Annotated in this window: 27 protein-coding genes; 6 read left to right on the forward strand and 21 right to left on the reverse strand. The window is 48.8% G+C overall.

Features of this window, described 5'->3' with window-relative positions; genetic code table 11:
* Positions 1-78 precede the first annotated feature (78 nt).
* From KNO65_RS09205 to KNO65_RS09220, 4 genes are all read left to right on the forward strand, one after another.
* Complete coding sequence (locus KNO65_RS09205; RefSeq protein WP_251131703.1) at positions 79-1,608, forward strand: multicopper oxidase family protein; 1,530 nt, start codon at positions 79-81, stop codon at positions 1,606-1,608.
* A gap of 155 nt (positions 1,609-1,763) precedes the next feature.
* Positions 1,764-2,909 carry a sensor histidine kinase gene (locus KNO65_RS09210; RefSeq protein ID WP_214783583.1) on the forward strand — a complete coding sequence of 382 codons (1,146 nt, stop codon included), beginning with the start codon at positions 1,764-1,766 and terminating at the stop codon, positions 2,907-2,909.
* 95 nt (positions 2,910-3,004) lie between these two features.
* Complete coding sequence (locus KNO65_RS09215; RefSeq protein ID WP_026825140.1) at positions 3,005-3,148, forward strand: hypothetical protein; 144 nt, start codon at positions 3,005-3,007, stop codon at positions 3,146-3,148.
* A gap of 91 nt (positions 3,149-3,239) precedes the next feature.
* Positions 3,240-4,325, forward strand: a complete 1,086-nt coding sequence (locus KNO65_RS09220) for a GGDEF domain-containing protein (protein WP_159562951.1) — start codon at positions 3,240-3,242, stop codon at positions 4,323-4,325.
* A 39-nt stretch (positions 4,326-4,364) separates the two neighbouring features.
* Here the strand turns inward: KNO65_RS09220 and KNO65_RS09225 are convergent, their stop codons facing one another.
* The 7 genes from KNO65_RS09225 to KNO65_RS09255 all read right to left on the reverse strand — a co-directional run bounded on the left by KNO65_RS09225 (position 4,365) and on the right by KNO65_RS09255 (position 11,431).
* Positions 4,365-5,069, reverse strand: a complete 705-nt coding sequence (locus tag KNO65_RS09225; RefSeq protein ID WP_251131710.1) for a glycerophosphodiester phosphodiesterase — start codon at positions 5,067-5,069, stop codon at positions 4,365-4,367.
* The gene (locus KNO65_RS09230) at positions 5,041-6,348 is read right to left on the reverse strand and encodes an ABC transporter substrate-binding protein (protein ID WP_214783589.1); all 1,308 of its coding nucleotides are present in this window, start codon (positions 6,346-6,348) and stop codon (positions 5,041-5,043) included. Before KNO65_RS09230 ends, KNO65_RS09225 begins: the two co-directional genes overlap by 29 nt.
* A 16-nt stretch (positions 6,349-6,364) precedes the next feature.
* A complete protein-coding gene (locus tag KNO65_RS09235) occupies positions 6,365-7,174 on the reverse strand; it encodes a carbohydrate ABC transporter permease (protein ID WP_214783592.1) in 810 nt (269 codons plus the stop codon).
* Positions 7,171-8,076, reverse strand: coding sequence for a carbohydrate ABC transporter permease (locus KNO65_RS09240; protein ID WP_214783595.1), 906 nt, complete (start codon positions 8,074-8,076; stop codon positions 7,171-7,173). Before KNO65_RS09240 ends, KNO65_RS09235 begins: the two co-directional genes overlap by 4 nt.
* On the reverse strand, positions 8,073-9,164 hold the full coding sequence (locus KNO65_RS09245) for an ABC transporter ATP-binding protein (RefSeq protein WP_214774404.1): 1,092 nt from the start codon (positions 9,162-9,164) through the stop codon (positions 8,073-8,075). Before KNO65_RS09245 ends, KNO65_RS09240 begins: the two co-directional genes overlap by 4 nt.
* Positions 9,161-9,748, reverse strand: coding sequence for a glycerol-3-phosphate responsive antiterminator (locus KNO65_RS09250; protein ID WP_483297365.1), 588 nt, complete (start codon positions 9,746-9,748; stop codon positions 9,161-9,163). The genes KNO65_RS09245 and KNO65_RS09250 overlap by 4 nt, the downstream gene beginning before the upstream one ends.
* 201 nt (positions 9,749-9,949) lie before the next feature.
* A complete protein-coding gene (locus KNO65_RS09255; protein ID WP_214783598.1) occupies positions 9,950-11,431 on the reverse strand; it encodes a cryptochrome/photolyase family protein in 1,482 nt (493 codons plus the stop codon).
* A 64-nt stretch (positions 11,432-11,495) separates the two neighbouring features.
* Between KNO65_RS09255 and KNO65_RS09260 the strand changes: the two genes are divergently transcribed.
* The gene (locus tag KNO65_RS09260) at positions 11,496-12,125 is read left to right on the forward strand and encodes a class I SAM-dependent methyltransferase (RefSeq protein WP_214703186.1); all 630 of its coding nucleotides are present in this window, start codon (positions 11,496-11,498) and stop codon (positions 12,123-12,125) included.
* A gap of 107 nt (positions 12,126-12,232) precedes the next feature.
* Here KNO65_RS09260 and KNO65_RS09265 read toward each other — a convergent pair whose 3' ends face one another.
* From KNO65_RS09265 to KNO65_RS15785, 10 genes are all read right to left on the reverse strand, one after another.
* Complete coding sequence (locus KNO65_RS09265) at positions 12,233-13,171, reverse strand: sensor domain-containing diguanylate cyclase (protein WP_214783601.1); 939 nt, start codon at positions 13,169-13,171, stop codon at positions 12,233-12,235.
* A 138-nt stretch (positions 13,172-13,309) separates the two neighbouring features.
* Positions 13,310-14,005: an N-acetylmannosamine-6-phosphate 2-epimerase gene (locus KNO65_RS09270; RefSeq protein ID WP_214783604.1), complete on the reverse strand. Its 696-nt coding sequence runs from the start codon at positions 14,003-14,005 to the stop codon at positions 13,310-13,312.
* A gap of 5 nt (positions 14,006-14,010) precedes the next feature.
* Positions 14,011-14,814 carry a MurR/RpiR family transcriptional regulator gene (locus KNO65_RS09275; RefSeq protein WP_196431258.1) on the reverse strand — a complete coding sequence of 268 codons (804 nt, stop codon included), beginning with the start codon at positions 14,812-14,814 and terminating at the stop codon, positions 14,011-14,013.
* Between the two features lie 23 nt (positions 14,815-14,837).
* The gene (gene ptsG, locus KNO65_RS09280; protein WP_214783607.1) at positions 14,838-16,376 is read right to left on the reverse strand and encodes a glucose-specific PTS transporter subunit IIBC; all 1,539 of its coding nucleotides are present in this window, start codon (positions 16,374-16,376) and stop codon (positions 14,838-14,840) included.
* Between the two features lie 117 nt (positions 16,377-16,493).
* On the reverse strand, positions 16,494-16,772 hold the full coding sequence (locus tag KNO65_RS09285) for a hypothetical protein (RefSeq protein WP_031422288.1): 279 nt from the start codon (positions 16,770-16,772) through the stop codon (positions 16,494-16,496).
* A 57-nt stretch (positions 16,773-16,829) separates the two neighbouring features.
* Positions 16,830-17,879: a C45 family autoproteolytic acyltransferase/hydrolase gene (locus KNO65_RS09290; RefSeq protein WP_031422286.1), complete on the reverse strand. Its 1,050-nt coding sequence runs from the start codon at positions 17,877-17,879 to the stop codon at positions 16,830-16,832.
* A 63-nt stretch (positions 17,880-17,942) separates the two neighbouring features.
* Positions 17,943-19,679, reverse strand: a complete 1,737-nt coding sequence (locus tag KNO65_RS09295) for a methyl-accepting chemotaxis protein (protein ID WP_214783610.1) — start codon at positions 19,677-19,679, stop codon at positions 17,943-17,945.
* A 94-nt stretch (positions 19,680-19,773) separates the two neighbouring features.
* Positions 19,774-20,229, reverse strand: a complete 456-nt coding sequence (locus tag KNO65_RS09300) for a hypothetical protein (protein WP_214783613.1) — start codon at positions 20,227-20,229, stop codon at positions 19,774-19,776.
* 11 nt (positions 20,230-20,240) lie between these two features.
* Positions 20,241-20,663, reverse strand: coding sequence for a 3-hydroxyacyl-ACP dehydratase FabZ (fabZ, locus tag KNO65_RS09305; RefSeq protein WP_047794831.1), 423 nt, complete (start codon positions 20,661-20,663; stop codon positions 20,241-20,243).
* A 13-nt stretch (positions 20,664-20,676) separates the two neighbouring features.
* Positions 20,677-20,937 carry a DNA-directed RNA polymerase subunit beta gene (locus tag KNO65_RS15785; protein ID WP_012727339.1) on the reverse strand — a complete coding sequence of 87 codons (261 nt, stop codon included), beginning with the start codon at positions 20,935-20,937 and terminating at the stop codon, positions 20,677-20,679.
* Positions 20,938-21,131: 194 nt separating this feature from the next.
* On the opposite strand from KNO65_RS15785, the gene mscL reads away from it, so the two are divergent.
* The gene (gene mscL / locus KNO65_RS09315) at positions 21,132-21,512 is read left to right on the forward strand and encodes a large conductance mechanosensitive channel protein MscL (protein WP_214783617.1); all 381 of its coding nucleotides are present in this window, start codon (positions 21,132-21,134) and stop codon (positions 21,510-21,512) included.
* 22 nt (positions 21,513-21,534) lie between these two features.
* On the opposite strand, the gene KNO65_RS09320 is transcribed toward mscL, so the two are convergent.
* The 4 genes from KNO65_RS09320 to KNO65_RS09335 all read right to left on the reverse strand — a co-directional run bounded on the left by KNO65_RS09320 (position 21,535) and on the right by KNO65_RS09335 (position 26,314).
* The gene (locus KNO65_RS09320) at positions 21,535-22,632 is read right to left on the reverse strand and encodes a glycerate kinase family protein (RefSeq protein WP_214783620.1); all 1,098 of its coding nucleotides are present in this window, start codon (positions 22,630-22,632) and stop codon (positions 21,535-21,537) included.
* A gap of 60 nt (positions 22,633-22,692) precedes the next feature.
* Entirely contained in the window at positions 22,693-23,475 is a 783-nt protein-coding gene (locus tag KNO65_RS09325; RefSeq protein ID WP_012727342.1) for a flagellar hook-basal body protein, read from the reverse strand.
* Positions 23,476-23,486: 11 nt separating this feature from the next.
* Positions 23,487-24,260, reverse strand: a complete 774-nt coding sequence (locus KNO65_RS09330) for a flagellar hook-basal body protein (RefSeq protein WP_012727343.1) — start codon at positions 24,258-24,260, stop codon at positions 23,487-23,489.
* A 98-nt stretch (positions 24,261-24,358) separates the two neighbouring features.
* Positions 24,359-26,314: a HAMP domain-containing sensor histidine kinase gene (locus tag KNO65_RS09335; RefSeq protein WP_214783623.1), complete on the reverse strand. Its 1,956-nt coding sequence runs from the start codon at positions 26,312-26,314 to the stop codon at positions 24,359-24,361.
* Between the last annotated feature and the right edge of the window lie 63 nt (positions 26,315-26,377).

Raw genomic sequence — 26,377 nt, forward strand, 5'->3', positions numbered from 1 at the left:
AGATTTGGACTTTCATGTTTCTTTCACAATTAGGTGGTACAACAAAGTTAGGACTGAACAATGAAGGAGTGTTATAGCATGAAATCGAAAGGAATATGGTTTCTGTTGACGGGGATTTTAATTGGAGGCATCCTCGTTTTACTAATCGTCCTTTTCAACGGGACATGGAACCATAACAACAATATGGACCAAGATCATATGATGGGAAACGATTCGGCAACGGGTCAGATGGATGATCACATGATGGGTGATAATGGAATGGGTGGCAATAACGGACCGATGGGACACGGAGCGATGCAAGAGCTTCAAGCATCGGATGAACCGACACAGCCGCTTCCGATTCCGACTGCCTTACAGCCAGAACGTGTCACGGGAGACACGGTCTACTATACGGTGGAAGCAACTAAAGGCACGTCACAATTTTTCAAAGACGGCAAGAAATCGGAAACGTTCGGCTATAATGGAGACTTACTCGGACCAATGATCGAGTTACCGAAAGGAAAAACAGTCGTAATCGATACCATCAATCGATTGGATGAACCGACAACGTTCCACTGGCACGGACTCGTCATCCCTGCCGACATGGACGGGGGACCTCATCAGACCGTCGCACCAGGTGAACAGGCACAAGTTCGACTCGACATCGATCAAGAACCTAGTACACTGTGGTTTCACCCCCATCCGATGGGATCGACAGCCGAACAAGTTTATAAAGGGCTCGCCGGTCTTCTTTATGTGACCGACGATGCACAGAACGGTCTCCCGAATGAATATGGAGTCGACGATATCCCGCTCATCGTACAAGATCGACTCTTCACGCCTAACGGTGAGTTGGATTATGATGCCCATATGAACGTTGATGGAACGACGGGGGATACCATTCTTGCGAATGGAGTCATCAACACGACGTTCGACGTTCAAACCGAGACGTTACGAGTGCGACTAGTCAACGGTTCGAATGCGCGTGATTTTGATTTTACGTTATCTAACGAGGCCGAGATGACGCAGATTGCGACAGACGGAGGGCCGTTAGAACGCCCGATTCCCTTAGAGACCCTCACGTTGACACCAGGTGAACGGGCCGAGGTACTGATTGATTTTTCACAAGTTGAAGATGTCGCTGCCTTAAAAGCGGACGGGGTGACATTCACCACGTTTCGTATCGGTGAACTCGACAAGGCGTCCATTAAGATTCCGACGATTGAAACGGTGGAGCGCTCGACAGACGAGACAGCAGACCGCCGCCTCACCCTTTTTGGAATGGGTAACATGGTGTCAATCAACGGAAAGACCTATGATCCGGAGCGTATCGACATCGAAGCGAAACGCGGAGACACTGAGGTATGGGAAATTGAAAATAAGCCGGATATGATGGGTGGGATGACACATCCTTTCCACATCCACGGCGTCCAGTTCCGAGTCATCAGTCGAGACGGAAAACCACCATCCGATCAGGAGAAAGGGTGGAAAGATACGGTAGCCGTCGCTCCAGATGAACGGGTAAAAATCGAACTCACCTTCACTAAAACAGGAACGTTCATGTATCATTGCCACATCCTCGAGCATGAAGAGAATGGGATGATGGGACAAGTAAACGTGACCGAATGACCGACACCTCTCCGTTCCATCAGCGGAGAGGTGTTTTGCATCCGTCCCGATTTCGATACGTTTCTGCTAGGACTATTGCCTTTATAGGGATTCCTTCTCGAATGTCGTATACTTATTGTGAATGCATGTACAAATGTTCGCGAGGAGGTAGGTCCATGCGCCGATTCCATAGGATTAGGCAGAAACGCTCCGCTCGTCAAAAACAGCAACGCCATACGTTCTCCATCGCTTCCATCGTGGAAGAAGTACAGGATGCGATGTGTTATATCGATTTCTCAAGATGCCGTCTGTATTCGAATGATTCTCTTCGTCAATGGTACCCTTCTATGACAACACAATCTTTTGACACATTGGAAACATTGACTCGTTATGTATATTCCACGTTGGAACGGCACGGGGCGGATTCCGCACAAGTCATGCACCTGATCCAAGAATTGCTCGAATGTGCGACCGAAACAGATCCAAAGATGACCTCACGTCGTCTGCGCTTTGATGACAAGACGCTACATTTGATTTTCAACTTCACGCGCACACCACGTGGCGTTTTCATCATGTGGCGCGACCAAACGGAGGTCGTCCGCTTTGAAGAGCGTAAAGACAGTTTCCTTGCCGAACTGTCTCATGATTTCCGCACGCCATTGACTGCCATCCATGGCTATACGGAGTTACTCATGACACGTCATCAAGGTTCAGAAAAGTCGTATCAGATGCTAAAACAAGTCAAACAAGAATCGGAACGACTGGAGCGGCTCGTCGATAACTTCCTCGATTATCAAAAAGAACGCTACACGGCTGATCAACTGACCGTGACGACGTTCGCACTCCGTCCTCTTTTAGAGGATGTCATGTCGAGCTATCAGACGACCTCCCCGCTTCATACGGTGACGTTTGAAACGAATGATGTCTTGATTCAAGCAGATGAAGAAAAGTTACGACAATTGCTCCATAACCTCATTGGTAACGCCATCAAGTACTCTCCTGATGGCGGGACGGTCCATACGAGCGTATTTGAAAGTGCTGGCACGGTAACTTTATCTGTATCCGATACCGGGATTGGGATTCCGGAAGAAGCACTTCCATACGTATTTGATGAATATTACCGTGTCGAATCCGCCGCCCACCAAGCCATAAAAGGAACAGGTCTCGGTCTGCGAATCTGTAAACGAATCGCCGAAGCCCACGGTTGGGGAATTCATGCGGACTCGGTATACGGAGAAGGCACCACCTTTACAATCGAGCTTCATACCAGACAGAGCTGTCCATTGCTACCATCACCTAAACATTCGGTTTCGTTCGACTGATTTGATCGGTCGAACGTTTTTGTCTTACCTCGATTTGAGCATGAAGCGTCTACCTTTTGGGAATAAAGAAATGACGAAGAGAGGAGGAATTGAAGATGAAACAACGTGGCTACTTATCGATTCCCGTCGCGGTCGTATTCGCCGTCGTTTTCGGGCTCACCCTCGATAATTGGTGGCTCGGCATTGGAATTGGCATCGCTATGTTTTTTGCGTTTCGAGGAACAAAGAAGAAAGCGTGAAAAGATAATGAACATTTACACACCTTCAGATTGACAATTATTTGAAGACTGCTACCGTTAATGTATAGTCTATGAAAAAGGTCGTGAAGGAATGACGCTCACCGTCTTGTTGCTCAATGCTTGTGTCGCATTCACCGGATTTTATATCATCTCGAAGATTTATCATTCTTCGCTTTTTAATTCGTACCGTCTTCGTAGTTCTGTGATTGGAATACTCGCCGGTGCACTCGGTCTGTTTTTGATGTATAACGCCGTAGAAGCTAACGATATGGTCCGTGTGGATTTACGTCACTTACCGCTCGTGTTGCTTGCTTTTTATGGTGCTCGTTTTCCTTTATTCATTGCGACACTTGTCATCGCCAGTACACGATTCTTGTTCGGAATGACCGAGCAGGCCGTGATTGCGTTTATCGCGACGTTCATCGTCAGCATCGGGATGCTCTGGATTCATCGGCTGCTTCGGGAGCGACTCTTCTTACAGAGTATCTTTTTGAACGTATGGGCGCTCTTCATTATTTCGATTGCCGTCTATATCAATATGGGTTGGAGCACAGCCTATGTATCCCTTGTCTTGTCCATTTGGATGATTGGCATGCTCGTCGGTCTACTCTCGAGCATCCTCACCATCGACCTTGAACAAACGACCCGCCGTGCCATCGAGTACAAACAGTCGTCTGAACGAGACCATTTGACCGGTCTATACAATCGACGTGTGTGGGATCGATATACGGCTTCCATCGGGCAAGAGAATCGGACGTACAATGTACTCGCGCTCGATATCGATCATTTTAAACATGTGAACGATACATATGGTCACGGAAACGGTGATCTCGTCTTACAACAGTTCGCCAACATCTTAAAAGTCGAGACGCGTGCCCATGACACTGTCGCACGAATCGGTGGCGAAGAATTCGTCATCTTGATGTACGACTTGACGCCAGAGAAGGTAGACAAAGTGGCCAACCGGATACGAGAACGGATTGCTGCTGAACTATTCCACTTGAACGATTTTCCACCGATTCAAATCACGACGTCCGTTGGGGTCGCACACGGGACCTCGCTTCCCATCAAGCGGATGGTAGATCTCGCTGATTCGGCGCTTTATCAAGCGAAAAACGAAGGGCGTAATCAAGTTGTCATCTCAACCTATGACACACCAGAACCAATCATGACATGAATGAACCCCGCTCCTTCTCAGGAGCGGGGTTTAGTCTACTCATTTTGTAAACCGTTCAACCTCATCTGTCATGATGGCCGAAACCGTTATCGGGGGAAGGTCCTTCACGTCGTTGATCGTGTAGAGCCGTGTCTCGAGCGTCGTCTGTTGTATCTGATCCCATGCTTTCGAACCGATAAATGCAGGCTGGGCGTGAATCGCCTCGGCCCGAATCGTTTCAGCGAACGAGACGGTGTCCGACTCACCCGTGAGTGTCAACACCGCAAGCCGGGCGACTGGTGCCACATCTCGCATTCGGACGAGCGTTTCACGATTGAACGAGGAGAACACGACACGGTCACCGAGTTCAAACTCGTCAACAGCAAGCCAAGCGAGACGTTCGATCCCTGGATACGCATATTGATCCGTCTTCAATTCAATATTCAGGGTGACGTTGCTCCGTTCAATCAGTCCGAGCACTTCTTCCAACGTCGGAATGCGTTCATAGCCGTCGATCTTCAACTGACGCAACTCCTGAAGCGTCATGTCTTTCACCCATCCCGTTCCATTCGTCGTCCGGTCGACGGTCTCGTCATGAATGACGACGAGACGACCGTCCTTCGATACCTGTACATCCAACTCGATTCCGTCCACGTACGGGAGAGCCGCTTCGAATGCGGACAATGTATTTTCCGGGTAATTGGCGCTATAGCCGCGATGTGCATAAATCAACATGTCATTGCCCCAAGGTGGAAGTCGTCTCATCAGCCGCACGTTTCAATGCCTCTTCGACCGACACCCCTTGATACAAACTTTCCATCGCGTTGACGACACTTTGACGTGATTGCGGGAACGTCGAGATGAGCGCTCCTTGTGTCGCCGGTGATGGTTTCGTCTCACTGAGTTGGTCGACCGTCACTTTCAGTTGTGGATATTTCGCCCACATTTCTTTTACGATCGGTTCATTGTATGCTTCCGGATTGATGGCGAAGTAGCCTGTGTCAACATGCCACTGTGCTTGCGCTTCCGTTGAAGCGACATACTTCATGAACTCCCATGCGCCTTCTTTCGTCTCTTCGGCAATGCCATCACCCATCCAGAGCGATGCCCCGCCGATGACGACGCCTTGACGCTCCGCTTCATTCGGTACCGGTAAGTACGATGCGCCGATTTCAAAGTCCGCGTTGTCTGCTACCGTACGGATTCCTGCTGACGAGTCCAGATACATGGCAACTTTCCCAGATTGGAATGCCGCACGCATATCGTCCCAGTTTTGACCGACGTTTAAGAACGTCTTCTCGTCGTACATCTCTTTGATCAGATTGAACGCGTTCTGTCCTTCTTCGCCATCGAACACGGCTTTCGTCGGGTCTCCACTTCGTCCATTGTCATTGTCGACATACAATCCACCTTGCGCAGCCACGAGCTGTTCAAAGAACCAACCATAGTTGAGCATCGTGAAGCCGGTCTGACCGTCCGTCGTCAACTTCTTTGCCGCCTCTTTCAACTCATCATATGTGCGCGGTGCTTTCTCCGGGTCGAGCCCTGCTTTCTCAAACGCTTCCTTGTTATAGATGAGGACCGGTGTCGAGGAGTTGAACGGCATCGAGTATTGTTTCCCATCGACTTGGTAATAACTCAAGATGTTCTCTTCCCATACGCTCGTGTCAAACTTCTCTTTGTCGATGAACTCCTGAACGGGTGTGATTTTGTTCGAGTCGATCATGTATTTCGTCCCGACTTCGAACGTTTGCATGATGGCGGGCGCGTCTTCCGAACCGGCGACCGCATTGAATTTCGTCAACGCTTCCTCATATGTTCCTTGGAAGACCGGTTTGACTTCATAGTCGTCTTGAGAAGCGTTGAACGCATCGACTTGAGTGTTTAACGCCGTCTCCAAGTCCCCGCTCATCGCATGCCAAAAGACGACCTCTGTCTTTCCGTCTTCTGTCGTCGCCGCGACGGGTGCCGCTTCTTCACTGCCACATGCCCCGAGTAATAACACCGAACTTGCCAACCCTGCGAATAATCCTAACTTTTTCATTTGTCATATCCCCCTATTATTTGATAGCGCCTTGCGTCAAACCTTCTTGCAAGTGCTTTTGTCCTGCGAACAACAATACAAGTGTCGGAATGATGATCAAGATGACTGCCGCCATGACGACGCCCCAATCCGAGGCGACTTCGTTCGACTGCATCTGTTTGATGCCGATTTGGACCGTTCGCGCCTGTTCCGTGTTCGTGACGAGAAGCGGCCATAAGTACATATTCCAAGTCGTCAAAAAGCTATACACCGACAATGTAACGAGTGGTGTCTTCGAGACCGGCAAGACGACGTTCCAAAAGAAACGGAAGCGACTGATTCCAGCAATTTGGGACGCCTCATACATTTCGTACGGAATCGTTTTGAACTGTTGCCGAAGTAAGAACGTCCCGAACGCGAGTGCGAAGAACGGCACAGACAGTCCCCAGACGCTATTCAGCCAACCGAGCGACTGGATCGTCAAAAAGTTCGGTACCATCGTCGCTTCCCATGGCACCATCATCGTCGCCAGGAAAAGCATGAAGATGAGCCCTTTTCCTTTAAAGTCGATAAAGACGAATGCGAATGCCGCGAGACTCGACAAGACGACCTGTCCGACCATCACGAGAACCGCGACGACCAAACTGTTGAGCAGATACGTCATCATCGGAATACGCTCGAACGCGGCTACATAGTTTTCCAATGAAGGTTCACGCGGAAGGAGATGTCCCTGGAGCACTTCCTTCCCGTCCATCAGACTGATCGAAAACGCATAGGCGATCGGAAACAGCATGACAACAGCACACAAGACGAGTAGGACATAGACGCCGATATTCCGTAATCTCATTGGTAATGCACCTTCCTTTCGACCAATTTGAACTGGAGCCACGTCAACAGAAGGACGGCGATGAATAGGAGCACGGCCTGGGCGCTGGCACTGCCGACGTTATAGTTGATGAACGCATCTTTGTAGATGGCATAGACGATGACATTCGTCGCATTCGTCGGTCCACCTTTCGTCAATAAATCAATCTGTCCAAACGTCTGGAAGGCGTTGATCAGCGAGATGATCCCGACAAAGAAAAGTGTCGGCGACAACATCGGGATGGTGATCGCCCGAAGTTGCGCCCAATAACTCGTCCCGGCAATGTCCGCACTCTCATACAACGTCCGATCGATGTTTTGCAGACCACCGAGTAGAATCAAGAACGTAAAGCCGATGTTCATCCAAACGGTCGCAAGTGACACGGAAAGGAGCGCATATTGTGGATCGAGGAGCCACTGTACACCACTTGCACCCACTGCCTCGAGGAACCGGTTGAAGATACCGATTGACGGATTGTACATGAACATCCAAATGACCGATGACGCCGCGACGCTCATCCCCATGGTCGCCGAGAACGCTGTTCGAAAGATGCTAATGCCCTTCAGTTTCTCATTGGCGAGGAGTGCGAGACCGAGCGCGATGAGAATTGTGAGCGGGACCGTCAAGAGGACGAATCCGACCGTCGCCTGAATGCTTTGCCAAAACGCGGCGCTCGTGAACAGCGTGCTGTAATGACCGACTCCGACAAATTCGAGCGGCGTTCCTTGTGTGTCGGTCCGGAAAAAGCTTAAATAGATTGTTCGCAACAGCGGATAGACGAGAAAGACACCGAACAAGACGATGGACGGAGACAAGTACAACAGACCGCTCGCTGCGTCAGATAGCCGTGTCCGGACTTTCTCTCTCGGTAAGGCGACCGTCATTGGAACACCTCCAACGCCTCAAACAGTTTCGGTTGTCGTGGCTCGATGCGCTGTCCGTTCGTATCAAATAGCGACATCTGTTTCGGATCCACATAACACGCTACTTTTTCGCCGACCGTGAGCGGCCATTGTCCCGGCCATTTTGCCAACCATTCGTTCCCTCCGACGTCAAAGGCGAGAATCGTCTCGGTCCCGAGCACTTCAATATTTTTCAGTTCTGCGTAAAATGTCACATCTTCGTCCGCCGGCTTGATTTGCTCAGGACGGACACCGAGTGTCGCCTGTGATGTCTCCGTCAGTGCGTTTGGATGGAACAACCGCCCATCTGAGGCCATCCAGCCTTTTTCTTGTCGTGTCACGTTGACGAGATTCATCGGAGGTGACCCGATGAAGGAAGCGACGAACGTATTCGCCGGTTTGTTATATAAGTCGAGCGGCTTTCCGACTTGTTGCACTTCTCCCTCATTGAGGAGCATGATGCGGTCCGCCATTGTCATCGCCTCGACTTGGTCGTGGGTGACATAAATCATCGTCAGTCCGAGTTTTCGCTGTAACTGGCGAATCTCTGAACGCATCTTTGCCCGTAGTTTCGCGTCCAAGTTCGAAAGCGGCTCATCCATCAGACAAATGGGTGCCTCGGTCACGATGGCACGTGCCAAGGCGACACGCTGTCGCTGACCTCCAGATAGCTCACGCGGTTTCCGTTTCAAGTAATCGGTGAGCCCGAGTGTTTCCGCCGCCTGTAGGCAACGCTCCCGCTGTTCAAGCTTCGTCAGTCCTTTCGTATGTAGACCGAACGTGATATTTTTCTCAACCGTCATATGTGGGTAAAGGGCGTAGTTTTGGAACACCATCGACAAGTGACGCTCACTCGGCTTCATCCCGTTCGCCGCCACACCGTCGATGCGAAGCGTTCCGCTTGTGATGGATTCGAGTCCGGCAATCATCCGAAGCATCGTACTCTTCCCGCAACCGGACGGACCGACGAGTGCGAAGAACTCTCCTGCTTCAATCGTCACGTCAATCCCTCGAATGACTTCCGTCTCCCCGAATGATTTCGCTAATTGTTGTAACTGTATTGATTTCATGCTAATTCCTCCTTCTGACTTTGTACGTGCCAAAGTCGTTCATCCCCGGTCGATACGGCGAATGCCCCATGATCGAGGGCGCGATGCACGTCAATCGGTTGACGAATCATGCCACCTGTCACAATCGGAAAGGAGACGTCCTGGGAAATTTTCTCGACCACGCTCGGAATCAGACCGGGCATGAGTTCAATCGCATCCGGTTGTTGCGCCTCGGCGAGCTTGAGCCCACTCGTGACAGCATCGGAGTCGACGAGAAAGAGTCGTTGGACCGTCAAGAGCCCCGCTCGCTTCGCATGCTGGAGCACGGATGCTTTCGTCGTGACAATCCCATCGGCGCCGACACGTTTGGCGAGGTAATCGATCCCGTCCCGGTCGAGGCTGATCCCATTGATTCGCTCGGCGTGGAGGAAGACCGTTCGATTCTCTCGCTTCAAGTGCGCCACATAGCGGTCGAGTGTACTGAGCGTTCCCATCATGAGAAACGTCGTCGTCACATCCGTCCGTAAAAACGCCTCGATTTGTTTTGGACTTTTGATGGAGGCAATCATCCGTTCTTGTCCGATTCGTGCAATCGCTTCATTCACTTGAATCATCCTTTCTTGAAAAAAAGGACCAACAGAAACGACACGTCATCGACGTACGGGCTTCTGTTGGTCTCTCAAAGGTTCTACCGGTAACTATTCACTTGGAGTGAGGGGGTCTCACAGCTCCTATCGTAACGAACGATTGTAAAGACACGATAAAGGAATCGCAAAGTTTCATGAAGAGAACGTAAAAAAACCGATTCACGGGGAATCGGTCAATGTCTGTTCGGCTTTCGCTAAGATGTCGGCTTTCACGTCATCATCCCGTCCCTGCCAATTACGGACCATCATCTTCATTCGCTGGTTTTTCGAGAATCGTTCTTCGTGACGATCGATGAACCGCCAATAGAGGGCGTTGAACGGACAAGCGTCGTCTTCTGTCGTATGTTTTGGGTTGTATGGGCAATCCCGACAGTAGTCACTCATCCGGTCGATATATTTTCCGGAAGCGACATACGGTTTTGTGGCGAGCTTTCCACCGTCCGCATGAAGGGCCATCCCGAGTACGTTCGGTAAGACGACCCAGTCATAGGCATCGATATACATCTCGTTGAACCAGTCGCTCGTCTGCTTCGGATTGATTTCAAACAATGTCGCATAGTTTCCGAGCACCATCAGTCGCTGGATATGATGATTGTGGGCATGTGCGACGACCGGTTTCAAACTTTGATGCAGACAGTTCAACTCCGTCTTCGCATCCCAGAAGAAGGACGGTAAGTCGCGTTCATGCTTGAACGTGTTCACGTCTTCATAACCGGGCATGACCGCTAGATAGACGGCGCGCATATATTCCCGCCAACCGAGGATTTGCCGGACGAATCCTTCAATCGACGATAGCGGTGCATCCGCCTGACATGCCGCATCAACGACTTCTCGCGGTGTCAGTAGACCGATATTGATGGCAGCCGACAATAGACTGTGCGACATCTCCGGTTCATCCGTCATCATCGCATCTTGATACGGACCGAACGTCTCGAGCCGCTCTTTCACGAACCGATTCAGTGCCCGTCTCGCCTCGGTATGTGTGACCGGCCAATGGAACGGGGTCACCTCCCCCGGATGTTCCGAGAACGTCGACTCGACTTTTTCGATAACGTCTTTCGTGATTGAATCCGGACGAAAATGAATGGCCGATGGGAACGATAGTCCTTCTTTCGGCGGTTTTCGGTTATCCGCATCAAACGACCATTTCCCACCACGTGGCTTCCCCTCTTCGAGCAAGACATCGAATCGCTTCCGCATGTGGCGATAAAAACGATCCATTCGCCACGGCTCATTCCCGAGCGTCTCGGTCGCTTCCTCTTTTGATAAGTAGAAGAGCGGAACATCCGTATGTTCGACCAGTTTATGCTTCTTCGCGAATTGTTTCAGTTTTTTCGCCATCGGTTCGTCCGTGACGGCGGTGACATGAATTTCGTCCGGACTGTACTGTTTCACATGATTGTCCCATGCCTCTTGGAACGAATCCGCCTCGTGATAATCCACGGTGTATCCTTTATCGCGCAATTCTTCCGCAAAGTGTCGCATCGCAGAGAAGATGAGGACGAGCTTTTGTTTATGGTACGGACGCCACGTCGCGCGCGACGTCGCCTCGATCATGACGATGACGTCATCTTCTTTTACATCCTTCAGCATCGCAAGCTCGTGCGAGAGTTGGTTGCCGAGTATCCAAAATGAACGCATGTTGTTGACTCCTTTGTCTCATCAATATGCTACAATCGAGCTACTTTCAAAGTGAGGTGACAGTATGCTCCCACAAGTGTTCAAAAACTGGGTGGACAGTCAGTATGAAAATCCACGCGGCCCTGTCGGAAAATATATCGGGGAAAAGATGGTGCGCCAACACCGAATTGAAGTCAAATGGACGATTGAACAGTTACATATTCAATCCGGTACATCGATTTTAGAGCTCGGGTGCGGGGCTGGTGATGCGATGGCAACCATCCTTCAACGACATCCTGACGTACATGTCATGGGTCTCGACCGATCTAAAACAATCATCGATTCAGCAAGACAGCGCAATCAGGCTTCGATTCATACAAAACGGGCCAACTTGATCCAAGGAGATTTGCATCAACTTGAGGTGACGGACGCATCCATCAATCACGTGTTCAGCATTCACACACTATATTTCTGGAGAGATGTCACGACCGTTCTGTCTGAAATCGAACGCGTCTTAAAACCGAATGGCACATTTGTCATCACCTACTGTGACGGGAAAGGTGAGATCGAATGGAACGACATCTCCGAGATGGTTCGGAATCAATTCATCCCCGCGGCGGTGAACCTCGGATTCAAGGATGTATCGGTACAACGTGGACCGGACTCCCGTGACTATCATACGGTCGCCGTAATCGGGCAAAAACCGATGCTCTAATCAGTACCCGTTTTTCATTCGATTCCTTCACGACAATCGGTTTCTTGTTGCTGAATGCAAAAACAGAGGCTAAACCAATGAGAATCCATCGGTTTAGCCTATTGGTATTATTGATCAAAATGATAGGTATTCTTCCCGCTCGATTTAGATTGGTACAGTGCAACGTCTGCCTCTTTCAACAATCGACTGAGATCCGCCTGTTCATCGGAATCATATTGAGCGATGCCGATGCTCGCTGACAACGGGAGATGGTCGTCCCATGCTTTCAATACAGACAAGATCTGTTCAGCGTACTCAATGACAGCCGCTTTTGACAATGCGTGTGCGATTTTGATTAGAAATTCATCCCCGCCTAAGCGATACACTTTTGAATCAGGAACCGGCTCCATCAAACGTCTCAGACGAAGCGCCACTTCTTTCAAGACAAGGTCTCCTTCATCATGACCGAATGTATCATTCACCAATTTAAATCCATCTAAATCGATGAGGAATAATGCCCCTCCTTGATTCGGATTCGTCTCAAAGTAGTTGTACAGATAATGTCGGTTATAAAGATTTGTCAGTTCATCCCGTGAGGCACGACGTTCGAGCTCTAAATAGTAACTGAACATCCGAACCACACGCTTCAACAAGCGGACACTTTTCGAATCGTACTGGGCGCTTTTATGATTGGCGACACAAAGCGTACCGAAGATATCCCCGTTCTTCGTCAGAATCGGGATTCCTAGATACGACTTGATGTTCACTTCGCGCAGTAATGACTGAAGTCGCGTCGATTCAATCTGTGATTCAATATCTTCATACATCAAAACTTCTCGTTGATTGAAATCGATTCGATTACATACCGTATCCTTCAAATCAAAGGACATGCCTTCTTCAAGTAGGATAGGAGAATTTTGTGAGGACAGTTTGAGTATATGTTGGGTGTCATTCTCAATCGACGTGAGATAGACTAGTTTATCTGGTACTATTTCTTTTGCTAACTCAATCAAGTCAATCGCTAGCTCATCAAAATTCCGATACATTTGAAACTCATATGAGTGCATATGGCACCTCCACTCGAAAAAAATCATCCACACTCATTATATCGAACAATTTAGCCTTTTCCTGTACAGATAAATAAAAATACCTCACGACGTCAAAGATCTCATGAGGTATTGCGTAACGTATTGGTGGATTCCTTTTTATAGCGAACTCTTCACACTCGAAGTGAGTGCCGCATCGAATCGTGCGGTGATTTGGTGTGGACGGGTAATCGCACCCCCTACAACGACCGCGTGCGTCCCTAAATCCATACAGCGTTTCGCCATCTCAGGCGTCAAAATATTCCCTTCGGCCACGACCGGCTGTGTAACGTGATCCAACACATCTTTTAAAAACTTGAAATCATCATGGTAGAGAAGGGATCCTTTCGTTTCGTCTGTATACCCATGTAACGTTGTGGAGATATAGTCAAAACCAAGGCGATCCGCCTCAATACAGTCCTCGAGGGTCGCGCAATCAGCCATCAACAATTGCTTCGGATAAATCGAGCGGATAGCGTGAACCAGTTCTTGGAGTGACAGGTTTCCAGGACGCGGACGCTTTGTCGCGTCGAGCGCGATGACATCTACACCGACTTCCATCAGTTCCTCGATTTCTTTCATCGTCGCTGTGATGAACACATCACTATTTTCGTAGTCACGTTTGACGATACCGATGATCGGAACAGTCACCTGTTTTTTTATTTCTTGAATATCCCTCGCTGAATTGGCCCGAATTCCTTTGGCGCCGCCTTGAACGGCCGCAATAGCCATCCGTCCCATAATGAATTCACTATGGAGCGGTTCACCTTCTAAAGCCTGGCACGAAACAATCAATCCAGTCGGTAACGTTATCATAATAGTTATTCACTTCTTTCTTTTAAACGATCAAGCGCTTTAAGTGTTTGTAGATAATGTGCTTTTAATGCTTCATTCGTCTCCATCAGTGTCTTCGTCACCGCATCGGCCGTGAAGAGAAGCGGGAGTTGTGTATTGATCAAGAATGCCTCACCGGAGGCACCCGCAGTCAACAACCGATAGTCGACAAGTTCAGCAAGTGGTGAATGTTGATAGCCGACGAATGCAACTGTCGTACACCCCGACTCTTTCGCGAGTTGCATCGCCTGGACGACTTCTCGACTTTCTCCACTATTTGAAAAGGCAATGACTACGTCTTCCGACGTGACAATTGATGCGTCCATGACCATGCTGTGACTATCGAAAGCGGTAGTCGCCAGCAATCCCATTCGTCTCAATCTGTATTCCATTTCCTGTGCCACCAGTCCGGCGTTGCCTAATCCGTATAAGTGAACGGAGCGGCTCGATGTAATCTCCTTACAAATCGCAAGTAGTTCATCCTGATCAATTAAATGAGCGGTCGTCTGAATCAATTCAATGTATGACCGCTGCATCGGTTCGAGCGAAGTCGTTTGGGGCAAATTCGTTTCCGTCAACGTCTTTTGCATCATGAGCTTCAGTGAACTATAACTTCCCACTCCGATTTTTTTGCAAAACCGCGTGATTGTCCCTGGTGAAGTCGCAATCGCATTTGCTAAATCGGTAATGTTCATTTCGATTGCCTCATTCATGTTCGCCATCAAATAATCCGCAATCTTTTTCTCACTGTCTGTCATTTCTGAATACACGTGCTTCATTTGCTCCCACACGGTTCTTCCCTCCAACACATTCGTTATTCGCCTCGGCCTAACGCCTCTTGGACTTCATTCTTAATAATTGTAACAGAAGGACCGTAGATTACTTGAATTCCATTCCCTTTTTGAACCACCCCGTGAGCGCCCGTCTCTTTCAACAAGTCTTCACGGACATGTTGATTGTCATTGACTGTGACGCGGAGGCGTGTCGCACAGCAGTCGACCGTCTCAATATTGTCATCGCCACCTAGTGCCGCAATGATAGCGGTCGTGCGATCCGATGCCGCAATATCTGTTGTTTTCGCTGTTTCATCTGATCGCCCCGGTGTCATGAAATTGAACTTCGTGATGAGGAAGCGGAACGTTACGTAGTAGAGCAAGAACCAGAAAGCACCGATGACCGGTACCAGCATCCAGTTCGTCTTGTCATTCCCTTGTAAGACTCCGAATAAGATAAAATCGATGAACCCACCAGAGAACGTTTGACCAATCGTAATCTCAAAGATGTGAGCCATCATAAAAGCCAGTCCATCAAAGATAGCATGTACTAGATACAGGACTGGCGCGACGAACAAGAATGCGAATTCGAGTGGCTCTGTGATTCCCGTCAAGAATGAGGTGAGTGCTGCCGAGAATAAGAGTCCGAATACGACTTTCTTTTGCTCCGGCTTTGCACAGTGATACATGGCAAGCGCTGCACCGAGAAGACCAAACATCATCGTGATGAATCGACCCGACATAAATCGCGCGGTTCCTTCATAGAATTGTGTCGTATTCGGGTCAGCCAACTGTGCGAAGAAAATCTTTTGCGTTCCTTCAATCAATGTTCCGTCAATGACCATCGAGCCCCCGAGCCCAGTGGTCCAAAACGGAATGTAGAAGATATGGTGCAATCCGAATGGTCCAAGCATCCGAAGGACGAACCCATAAATGAATGTTCCGATATATCCTGTTTTTTCAACGAGGCCCCCTAACGAGAAAATTCCATTCTGCACCGTCGGCCAGATGAAGTAGAGTCCAATCCCTACTCCAATCGCAACGAATGACGTGATGATTGGAACAAAACGTGATCCGCTGAAGAACCCGAGGAACTGTGGAAGCACTTGCTTGTTGTAGCGGTTATGCAAGAGTGCCGTGACAATCCCAATCAAGATCCCACCGAACACACCGGTTTCAAGCGTTTGAATTCCGAGCGCCATCCCTTGACCGGCACTCGCTAAGTTCGTTTCCATCAACTCTCCAGTAATCTGAAGCATTGCGTTGATGGTCGCATTCATAATCAAATACCCAAGCATCGCCGCCAATCCGGCCGTTCCTTTATCAGACTTTGCGAGTCCGACAGCGACACCGATGGCAAACAACACAGCCAAGTTCGCGAATACAATCGAACCGGCAGCCGCCATGATGGTGAATAGATGTTGCAACCAATCGATATCGAGGAACGGGTACGCTTGCACCGTATTCGGGTTAGACAAGGCGCCCCCAATCCCTAACAGGAGTCCGGCGGCCGGTAAGACAGCAATCGGCAACATGAACGATTTCCCGAATTGTTGCGCTCGTTCAAAAAGACGTGACATGAATAAATCCTCCTTAAAATCATTTTCACCTGAATCATAATATGAAAATTATTTTTATGCAAGCGTTTACGGTAAAAAAGATTTTAAAAAAGAGTGACCTTGTTTGGTCACTCCCGATTACCCACGACTCTTCCGTGTCAACGTCAATCCACCAAATCCACTGATGACAGCGATGTAAAATCCTAAATCATAGAACCAGCCCGTATTGTTCACTTCATACACGCGATATGTGTCATTGAACAATCCTAAAATGAGTGACACTGGCGCAATCCATCCGTGCCAGATGCCCCAGAAAAATCCTGCCGGGTCTGTCGTGTACGTTCCGTCTCCGGGTACACAGCCGCCGAGTAATGTGACGAGCGTCAACATCATGAATATGATTCCAATTCGTTTCATCGTTCATCCCTCCTGTTATGTGTATTCCCGATTATCGAAAAAAAGCACTGACAAACGTCAGCGCCACAATTGAACCGTATTCGCAAACTCGATATCTGTCGCCAATTCCCCATCAAGTGCATGGATGTCGAAGTCTTCCCCATCGAGCCATTTTTGGAAATCAAAGATGACCGGGTCACGGTCTCCACCGAGCGCAAACCAGGTCTCGAGCGTTTCTGGGAAATATGCAGCCGTGTGAATCGTTCCCGCCCAGCTCTTGTACAATTCTGAAAAGACGCCCTTGTCGGTGTCGTTCATGAGACGGAATGCGCTCTCCGCATCTTGGATCAAGTGTTGCACGACCTTGATTTCCATCATGCGACGCGTCGAATCGTCGAGATGATAGCGGTTTTCATGTTGCAGTAACTCGAAATGATTCGTACAAATATTTGATTCCCGTACTTGGATGTCTCGCGGCGTCGCCTCGATTACACGTGTCTTCGACGATTTGTCGTGGACGACGTACGTGAATGACCCACGATGCGGAATTTCTTTTAATAAATCGACCGCTTCTTCCACTGTCGCGCATGTTTCCAGAATGATCCGTCCAATCATCTGACAGACGAACCCGTCCCCAGGTCGACGACGATTGATGAAATTGTAGCCCATGGCGAGTCCTTTTTCATTCATCCCGTCCATACGTCCGGTGACACGAGAGACCGGTCCGATAACCGCGTACCCGTCATCCGGTTGAAAGACGTTGTAGCGGCCGTCATACGTCATCGGGTGATAGTCGTAATTCCGAACGAGAAAGTTATCTCCTGTCAAAATCGAACATCCACTGATTGGATTGTTGACCCGAAAATGGCCGAAATGAAGTAACGTGTCGTTGAGCGACAACTTCAACTCATCTTGCAATCCAATCAATTCTTCCCAAATCTTTGGGGCAAATTCATCGAAGGCAGCCTTCGCCTCAGTCGCATCGATCTCAAATCGTGGGACGCGTAGTTTCCATTGGTCCGTTCGATTCTCGAGCAGTTGACTGCGCTTAATATATTTTCCTTGAAATCGTCCGAAGTCATAATGACTCCCCCGAAATTGTGTCAGTTCACTAGAGAATTGTTGCATGAAAAAACCTCCCTTGCGCCCATTATAGCGGACGCATGAGAGGTCTGTCTGAAGTGAGACTGTTTACAACTTGAACTGCTGACTCATTCGTTGCATGTCCTCTGCCGTGCTCGACAAATCTTTGACGAGACGATTCATCGTCTCACTCGTCGCCGACATCTGTTCCGTGGAAGCGGCCACTTCCTCATTTCCGGCCGTACTTTCTTCCGAGATCGAAGCAATTTCAGACAGTCCATGTTGGATGTGATCCTGGTTCGTCTTCACACGATCGAGTTGACCACGCATCGAACTCGTTAACTGTTGCATGTGACGAACGCTCTGTTCGATTTCAGTGAACGCGCGTTTCGTCGATTCAAGTGTCGCTTTCCCTTCCTCTGCCGCCGTCATACTTTCTGTAAAGGTTTGTCCGAGCGCAATCGAGTTTTGTTTGACGCTTCCGACGATTTCCGAAATTTCACTGACCGACTCTGCGACACTATCCGAGAGTTTCCGAATCTCCGAGGCGACGACGGCAAACCCTTTCCCGTGCTCACCGGCCCGAGCCGCTTCGATTGCCGCATTGAGTGCGAGCAAGTTCGTCTGTTGAGAGATTTGACGGATCATCGTAACCAGTTCTGTCACCTCGTCCGCTTGTTGTTCAAAGTCGCGGACTTGTACTTGTGATGTTTTCACTTGCGCATGAATGTGAGTCATTTTGTCGACAGCATTCTCCATGTAACGTAGACCATCCATCGTCACCCGACTGACGACTTCCGCCTGCTCACTCACTTGTTCTCCGTCCGATGTCGTTTGCTCGACAAGCGTTGAAAATTCATTCATATGTCCGTATAAACGCATCGTCAAGACACTTTGATTCTCGACACCGCTCGCAATCTCTTCCATCGTGTAGGCAATTTGACGAGAGGCATCGTTCACTTCTTCAGAGATACTCGAGACGTTCCCGCTCTCATCCCGTACCGTCTGTGCCGACGTTTGAATGCCAGAAATCAAATCTTTCAACATGTGTGTCATCTTATCCATCGATACCGTCAGACGTTTGATTTCGTCATTTGATTTCAACTGAATACCTTCAACCGCAGTCGTCGCCGTCGCCAAGTCGCCCTCAGCAATAGATGTGGCCACCCGTTCTAATGCTTGGAGCGGGCGTAATTTCCAGCCTAAATAACGCCAGATGATGATTGCTGATACGATAAGTAAAGCGAGGAGACCAATCAAGATTGGGGGTAAACTCTCCTTCAAGACGTCACCTGTAATTGCAGAGACTTCGGTAGCTGCCTTATCGATTCCAAGTACCCCGATGACTTCATTTCCTTGTTTGATCGGGACAAGCACGGTCACGTACTTCCCGTATTCTGGATCATCAATGACATCAGTCGTGACCGTCTCTCCTTCGAATGCCGCCGTTGCCCCTTCATACGTCATCGCTGTAGTTGGTGAACCGATTTCTGCGGCATCTGCCTCGTTCAAACCATCTACGATGATTTGGACTTCCTCGCCTTCTGTGGCAATGGTGTATACATACATCGCACCGATTTGCTGGCGATATGTATCTAAGTATTCACGTAGTTGCTCGTACTGCTCATTTTTTGACGGATTCGCCATGAAAGATGCATAAGCATCGGCATCCAACGATTCACTAATCCGTTCACCATCTTCGATTAATGTTGCATGTAACGTACTGAGTACGGAATGTTTCGTACTGAAATACTGTACCACTCCGAATGTGACGATGAGCAACGTAACGAAGACTAACATCGCTGCTAAAATCCGTGTCTGCAACGACTGTGATTTCTGTTTCATTTCAATTCCTCCATTCTCTCCTTACTCTTTTTATCGGATAGAACGAATTGATCTCCACAAAAAAACAGACGATTTTCGACAAAATCGCCTGTCCTTATTCAACATTTGTCGAATTGATGACTTCGAGCGGAATTGTGACTTCCGCCTCGCCTTCCTCTACGAGATGGAAGAGTGGGAGCGTCTCTGATACGAACAGGTCTGGGTCCACGTCTGTCTGATACTCATACGTCCGAATATCTTCTTCACGTTCTGCAATCAATTCGCCAAATGGAATCGCAATTCGTTCCCCTTCGACCTCATAACTCATGACTGTCGTCGGATCGAGACGACGATTTTCAAGCATGCGAATGGTGAAGAGCATCGTCGTATTATTCGTCCGTTCCAAGGAGACGGCGATTGCATCAGACTGTCCCGCCCGCTTCTCAATCATGGTCTCATCCACATTCTGTTCGTAAACCACATTTTCCTCACTCGACTCTTCCGTTTGGAGTTGCTGACAACCCACAATCGTCATTAAGCCGACCAGTAACACAATAACTAAAGCACGCATCCCATTTCTCCTTACTTCAAGGCGAAAGTGAGTTCTGCTTCACAAGCAACTTCTCCATCGACCGTGGCCACGGCACGTCCTTTACCAATCGGTCCACGAATTTTCATGATTTCTACCTCGAGGCGAAGTTGATCACCTGGGACTACTTGACGTTTGAAACGGCAGTTGTCAATCCCTGCAAAAAAGGCGAGCTTGCCTCGATTCGATTCGTCTTTCAACATTGCAAAAGCACCGACTTGTGCGAGTGCTTCCACAATCAAGACACCTGGCATGACATTATAGTCTGGGAAATGCCCGTTAAAGAACTCTTCGTTCGCCGTGACATTTTTTAATCCGACAGCACGCTTCTTTTCCTCGACTTCGACAATTCGATCAATTAACAGAAACGGGTATCTGTGTGGGATTACTTCTTTAATTTGCTCAATTGTATACATCCATCCACCGCCTTTAAGAGGTTAGCCAAAAATCGGTGATATGGCGCCAGGTCTCGATGTCAAACACATCTTTCCAATCGCCTCCGCCAATGACGCTATATCCAATGACCGCTCCGAGGGCGAGCATCGCGATTGCCAACACTAAAACAACGAGCACACGCAGTAAGATCGGGAATCGACGATGATTCGACAATCGTGTTCGCTTCTTCTGCTTCGTCTCTTGTTCTGGTGAACCTTTTTGTTCTTCCGAACTCGTCTGTTCATCGTTCGCCACGTCCAACCATCCTTTCAGCTAAAATAATTATATCATATTAGTACCTGGTATTAAAATGCGTAAATTGCTACCTTTTTAGTGTACCCTATGCAGAAAAGTCGAACAAGCATCCTCCCCTGTCAAAAGGCGAACGATTTTTTCCTTTCTCTTTAAATATGCTACGCTTAAACTATTCAACGTCAGGAGGTTTGTTTATGTGGAAAGAATTTAAAAAATTCGCGATGCGTGGGAATGTCATCGACTTGGCCATCGCCGTCGTACTCGGCGCGGCCTTCACGGCTATCGTGAATTCACTCGTCAATGATATCTTTATGCCGCTTCTCGGAATCATTATCGGAGGAATCGATTTTTCAAGCTTAAAAGCGAGTATCTTAGGCGTTGACGTTTTATACGGAAATTTCATACAACAGATTGTATCCTTCTTCTTGATTGCCATCGCACTCTTCTTGATTGTGAAAGTCATCAATCGTCTACAACGTGAGAAAGAAGTGGAAGAAGCTGCTATTCCGACCCCAACGAAAGAAGAGCAACTGTTGACAGAGATTCGTGATCTGCTAAAAGATCGTTCTTTATGAATGCGAAGGCGCCCGACTACTGTCATGGCGCCTTTTCCATGAGGTGACGCACGCGTTGGACCGCATTCGTCAATAGTGGAGCTGCTTCCCAAATCGCTTCTTCTAACGTCATAATCCTCGACACGATCGGAAAAATGGCGATAATCCCCGATTCCATATGAGCGGTATAATCAGATTGTCCGGTGAAGACGAGAGTCGGGACCCCGTACGTATGCGCAAGACGTGCCAACCCATACGGCGCTTTCCCCTCAAAGCTTTGCGCATCAAATTTGCCCTCCCCTGTAATCAGCCAATCTGCCTTTTCTAACTGTTCTTCGAGCTTAGACCACCTGATCACTTCTTCAATGCCACTCACATAGGTTGCGCCAAGCTGCAATAGCGCAAAGCCGATGCCGCCAGCCGCGCCAGCTCCAGGAAATGCTCTTCTATCCACTTCAAAACAGTTCGCGTAGTGATCGAGAATCCGGTCATATCGCATCACTGCATCTACCGCCAATCCTTTCTGGGGTCCGAACACATGCGCCGCCCCGCATTCACCAATCAATGGGTTCTGTACATCGGAAGCCATTCGCCATATGACCTCGCGCGCTCGCGGATGAAGACCCGACCAATCGATTGATGCCACCTCATCTAGTTGGTGGGGGATGGTCGATAACACAGAGCCGTTCACATCAAGAAAACGAACACCTAATGCTTCGAGCAATCCTTTCCCACCATCCATCGTCCCGCTCCCTCCAAGCCCGATGGTGATGCTCTTCGCCCCTCGCTCTAGCGCTTGAACGATCTGATGCCCGACTCCGACTGAACTGTAGCGCCAAGGATCGACGTGGGAGAGGAGCGTCAGTCCTGTCGTTTCCGCCACTTCGATCACAGCATGCTTCGTTGACGGCTCGAAACCGAAACGCGCAACGCGTCGTATCCCGTCCAAACACATGACGCTTTCTTCTATTATGGTCCCATCCGCATGCGCCGCGAGCCATGCATCTAAAAATCCTTCTCCTCCATCTGCGATTGGAATGGCAGTGAGCTCATGCCCTTCAAGCGCCCGACAGACCGCTTGATTTGCTTCCACACTTGAAAGTGAACCTTTGAATGAATCCATCGCGACCACAATCCGCATCGGTCGTTCCCCTCCTTAGTCTATAAAAAAGCCGCTTCTCGGCTCGAGAAGCGGTATACGTTATGGACGTAATGCCGTGACAAGGCCCATCATCTGGTCACTCATGGACATGGCCCGTGAGTTCATTTGATACGCACGTTGTGTGATGGTCATATCGGTCATCTCTTTCGTCAAATCCACGTTCGATGACTCGAGTGTCCCTTCAATCAATAGATTTCCGAGCGGACGATCGACTTCGGTCTCCAAATCGGCTGCGAATACGTTATCTCCGAGCGGGCGTAATTCCGACGTATTGCGGACTTCTACGATGTCGAGACGTCCGAATTCTTGTTCCACGCCATTCACACTCGCGACGACCACACCGTCTTGACGAATGCGCTGATTCGTCGCATCGTTCGGCATCGTAATCGGATTGCCGTCGTCTCCAAGAAGTGGATTTCCGTTCACATCAACAAGCGTAGTCTCGTCACCGACCGACAATTGCATGTTCCCACTTCGTGTCACCCCGACACCGTTCGGCGTGTCCACGACAAAAAATTGACGACTCGCCTTCAAAAAGACGTCCAATCCACGATCTGTCGTACGCACTTGTCCGATATTGAACTGCTGCGTAATATCGGCGACATGTCCACCGACTCCAATCCGAATCCCGTTCGGTGTGTCCCGACCGACTTCGAATTCCGGACGCGGTTGGTTGTTATACGCCTGCGACAATAGCGAAGCAAAATGCCCTTGTTGCCGCTTGAAGCCGACCGTATCGACGTTTGCGATATTGTGACCTGTCACATCCAATTGACGTTGGAGTTGAGACAGAGAGTTGACCGAGTTATAAATGGACTGCATGGTGTTCCTCCTTAACGAATACGAGCGATTTCGATCGCCCGCTCGGCACTTTTATCATACGCTTGGACGACTTTTTGATTCGCCTCGAACTGACGATACGTCATCATCAAGTCTGCCATCGTCTGGTCGAGGTTGACGTTCGCTTCTTCAATAAATCCTTGTAACACTTCGACCTGGGCCGGTGCAGGTGCATCCCCCGTCACACGCCAGTCATTCCCGACTTGTTCAAGCGTCGTCAAGTCATCGATTTGATAGGCACCGAGTGTCGCCACGTTTTGCCCGAGCGAAGTGATGACGCCATCTTTTCCTACTTGAAACTCACTCGATGGCAGTTGGATCCGTTCTCCTTCATCAGAAAGGATATATCCGCCGTCCGCAGAACGAAGGAAGAGCGCCTCATCGATCGAGAAGCGTCCATTTGTCGTATATAACGTCTCGCCGCCCTGTTCGACTGCAAACATCGGGGCTCCCGTAAAATCAGTAGGTGCTTTTAAATACAAGTCGGTCGGGCTACCGGATTCTGTAATACTCCCAGCTGAGAAACGGGGCATTGTTTCTTGAAGATAGACGCCCATCGATAGGGTGCCCACTTCTCCCTTCACGCGCGATTTCGCGTTATCCGGATTGCTGACTTGTGCGAGCAGCATCTCTGGAAACGAACGAACCACGCCGTCAGATGCTTTGAAGCCTGGTGTTCTCACATTACCAAGGTTGTTGCTCAAAATCTCTTGTTGGCGTTGCAGGGCATTCATCGCTCCCGCTGCTGTATATAATCCGCGTAGCATAATCGTCTTCCTTTCATCCTATAACATGATTCACTCTCTATATCGTACCAAACGAGCGTGACATTCACCGTTTTTTCAAAAAAAGTTCATCCCAAAAATTAGGATGAACTTTCTTCGTTGACATGCTCGACCATCGGTAACTCAACAATCATCATCGTTCCTTCTCCTAGTTGGGATTGAACAGAGATGGTACCACCGTGCAGTTGAACAATCTCTTTACAGATCGCTAAACCTAAGCCGGTTCCACCGATGCGTTTACTTTCTTCCGAGGCCGAACGATAAAATTTATCAAAGATTCGTTCTGCATCTTCTTCCGAAAGACCTAGCCCTTCGTCCGATATCCCGATTTGAATCGTGTCACCCTCACACGTGACATCAACCGTCACATTCCCACCGTTCGGTGAATATTTGATGGCATTGTTCAGGATGTTCGAGAAGACTTGACGTAATTGGGCCGGATCTCCCGCGACAAATAGCGATTCATCACAATCAAAGTGGAAGAAATGATGCTCCGTCGACCCTGCGTGAATTTCGAGTAAATCTGATAATAAATCATAGAGACTCTCTACTTTAAAGTCAGGTACGCTCATACCCGCCTCCATTTTTTGAACATCTAACAAGTCACTCACGAGCCGCTCGAGTCGCTTCGTCTCACTCGCAATCATGTCTAAATAGCGTTCTCGTTTCGCGTTTTCCAATTGACGACTTTTGAGTAGTTCTGAAAACCCGAGAATCGAGGTAAGAGGCGTCCGTAGTTCATGAGATACTGTCGCCACAAGCTCAGTCTTCAAGCGATTGATTTCTGTTTCCTGGGTAATATCTCGTGACACGAAGATGACACCCACGCGTTCCGTTTGAAGATCAATCGGTTCGGCGTACATGCGAATCGTTTTCTGACCTTCCTGCATCGTATACGTGAACGTTTCATCGAACATGCCCTCTTCTTTAGCACGCTTCGTGAAGCGATTCAGTCCCTCTTGATCATCAATTTGATTCATGAACATCGGGTAATACATCGCAATCGGGTATAGACTGTCCCGTTCTGTTGTCGGAATCGGATGTTCATATAAATCAAAGAGCGCACTGTTCCCAAAGCGTTCATTCGTTTTGAGTTCCGTGTAGACGATGGAATCGCGCATCGTGTGCAAAATTCGAGCGGTCTTCTCTCGTTCGAGATCCACTTGATCTTGTTGGCTCCGAAGGGAGGTCGCCATCTCATTAAACGCTTTTGACAGTTGTCCGACTTCGTTTTGTAGCGGTTTAATCGGGATGAGCGTTGCGCTCGGATTACTCGCGAGTCGCTCACTGTTAACCATCAGTGTCTGCAGTTGATTGGTCAACCTTAAAATATATGGCTGCAACCCGACAAACAATATGAACAATGCTCCGAGTAGAATCAAGAGCCACATCCATTGGGCTTTCACCAACTGTTTTGACAGGGCATCTCGCAATTCACTTTCTTGAAAGTCAAGGTTCTGTCGATAGTCGGTAAAGACCGATTCCATATCGACGATGCTCGCACTCATATCCGCCGCACTACTTGAGTTCAGCTTAAATCGTGTTTGCGTGGACGTTTCATTTTTCGGCATGAATTGTCCAACGGTGCGCATCTGCAAGAACGATTCATCGATTTCTCCTGCCTGCTTCGCAACCACATATTGTTCAAGTGCCGGCATGACGCGTGTTGTATAAATGGAAAAGAGCAGTCTCGCATCCTCTGCGAACTTTACTTCTTCCGCGTTTCTTGCTTGTGTCTCAAACCATGTCGTTTGCTCGTCGATATTCGTTTGAGCTGTTCGTACTTCTTCTAATAGTGCACGTTCTCCTAACAGGACGTGCCCTCGTAATTCATATTGCATCGATTGCCACGTTTCAAACAGGTCTGTCGCCCGTGCACGTTGCTCACTGATTCGTTCTAATTTTACGGTCGTCTCTTGAATCGATTGCTGTGTATAAAAATAGGTCCCAATCGATGTGAGTGTCACTAAGGCAATCAATATATAGAAAATCGTCATAACTTGTCGACTAATGCGTTGTTCAATCCAACGTTTCATGGAATGCCTTCTTCCTTCACTCTTAGAATGCCTCACTTCGTACGGTGAATGACTTTTTCTGTT

The organism is Exiguobacterium sp. S3 (genome assembly GCF_018617295.1).
GTDB lineage: Bacteria > Bacillota > Bacilli > Exiguobacteriales > Exiguobacteriaceae > Exiguobacterium > Exiguobacterium profundum.

Coding starts and splice junctions, on each gene's coding strand:
- KNO65_RS09205 (WP_251131703.1), top strand. CDS start 79: ATGAAATCGAAAGGAATATGGTTTCTGTTGACGGGGATTTTAATTGGA.
- KNO65_RS09210 (WP_214783583.1), top strand. CDS start 1,764: ATGCGCCGATTCCATAGGATTAGGCAGAAACGCTCCGCTCGTCAAAAA.
- KNO65_RS09215 (WP_026825140.1), top strand. CDS start 3,005: ATGAAACAACGTGGCTACTTATCGATTCCCGTCGCGGTCGTATTCGCC.
- KNO65_RS09220 (WP_159562951.1), top strand. CDS start 3,240: ATGACGCTCACCGTCTTGTTGCTCAATGCTTGTGTCGCATTCACCGGA.
- KNO65_RS09225 (WP_251131710.1), bottom strand. CDS start 5,069: ATGAGACGACTTCCACCTTGGGGCAATGACATGTTGATTTATGCACAT.
- KNO65_RS09230 (WP_214783589.1), bottom strand. CDS start 6,348: ATGAAAAAGTTAGGATTATTCGCAGGGTTGGCAAGTTCGGTGTTATTA.
- KNO65_RS09235 (WP_214783592.1), bottom strand. CDS start 7,174: ATGAGATTACGGAATATCGGCGTCTATGTCCTACTCGTCTTGTGTGCT.
- KNO65_RS09240 (WP_214783595.1), bottom strand. CDS start 8,076: ATGACGGTCGCCTTACCGAGAGAGAAAGTCCGGACACGGCTATCTGAC.
- KNO65_RS09245 (WP_214774404.1), bottom strand. CDS start 9,164: ATGAAATCAATACAGTTACAACAATTAGCGAAATCATTCGGGGAGACG.
- KNO65_RS09255 (WP_214783598.1), bottom strand. CDS start 11,431: ATGCGTTCATTTTGGATACTCGGCAACCAACTCTCGCACGAGCTTGCG.
- KNO65_RS09260 (WP_214703186.1), top strand. CDS start 11,496: ATGCTCCCACAAGTGTTCAAAAACTGGGTGGACAGTCAGTATGAAAAT.
- KNO65_RS09265 (WP_214783601.1), bottom strand. CDS start 13,171: ATGCACTCATATGAGTTTCAAATGTATCGGAATTTTGATGAGCTAGCG.
- KNO65_RS09270 (WP_214783604.1), bottom strand. CDS start 14,005: ATGATAACGTTACCGACTGGATTGATTGTTTCGTGCCAGGCTTTAGAA.
- ptsG (WP_214783607.1), bottom strand. CDS start 16,376: ATGTCACGTCTTTTTGAACGAGCGCAACAATTCGGGAAATCGTTCATG.
- KNO65_RS09285 (WP_031422288.1), bottom strand. CDS start 16,772: ATGAAACGAATTGGAATCATATTCATGATGTTGACGCTCGTCACATTA.
- KNO65_RS09290 (WP_031422286.1), bottom strand. CDS start 17,879: ATGCAACAATTCTCTAGTGAACTGACACAATTTCGGGGGAGTCATTAT.
- KNO65_RS09295 (WP_214783610.1), bottom strand. CDS start 19,679: ATGAAACAGAAATCACAGTCGTTGCAGACACGGATTTTAGCAGCGATG.
- KNO65_RS09300 (WP_214783613.1), bottom strand. CDS start 20,229: ATGCGTGCTTTAGTTATTGTGTTACTGGTCGGCTTAATGACGATTGTG.
- fabZ (WP_047794831.1), bottom strand. CDS start 20,663: ATGTATACAATTGAGCAAATTAAAGAAGTAATCCCACACAGATACCCG.
- mscL (WP_214783617.1), top strand. CDS start 21,132: ATGTGGAAAGAATTTAAAAAATTCGCGATGCGTGGGAATGTCATCGAC.
- KNO65_RS09320 (WP_214783620.1), bottom strand. CDS start 22,632: ATGCGGATTGTGGTCGCGATGGATTCATTCAAAGGTTCACTTTCAAGT.
- KNO65_RS09325 (WP_012727342.1), bottom strand. CDS start 23,475: ATGCAGTCCATTTATAACTCGGTCAACTCTCTGTCTCAACTCCAACGT.
- KNO65_RS09330 (WP_012727343.1), bottom strand. CDS start 24,260: ATGCTACGCGGATTATATACAGCAGCGGGAGCGATGAATGCCCTGCAA.
- KNO65_RS09335 (WP_214783623.1), bottom strand. CDS start 26,314: ATGAAACGTTGGATTGAACAACGCATTAGTCGACAAGTTATGACGATT.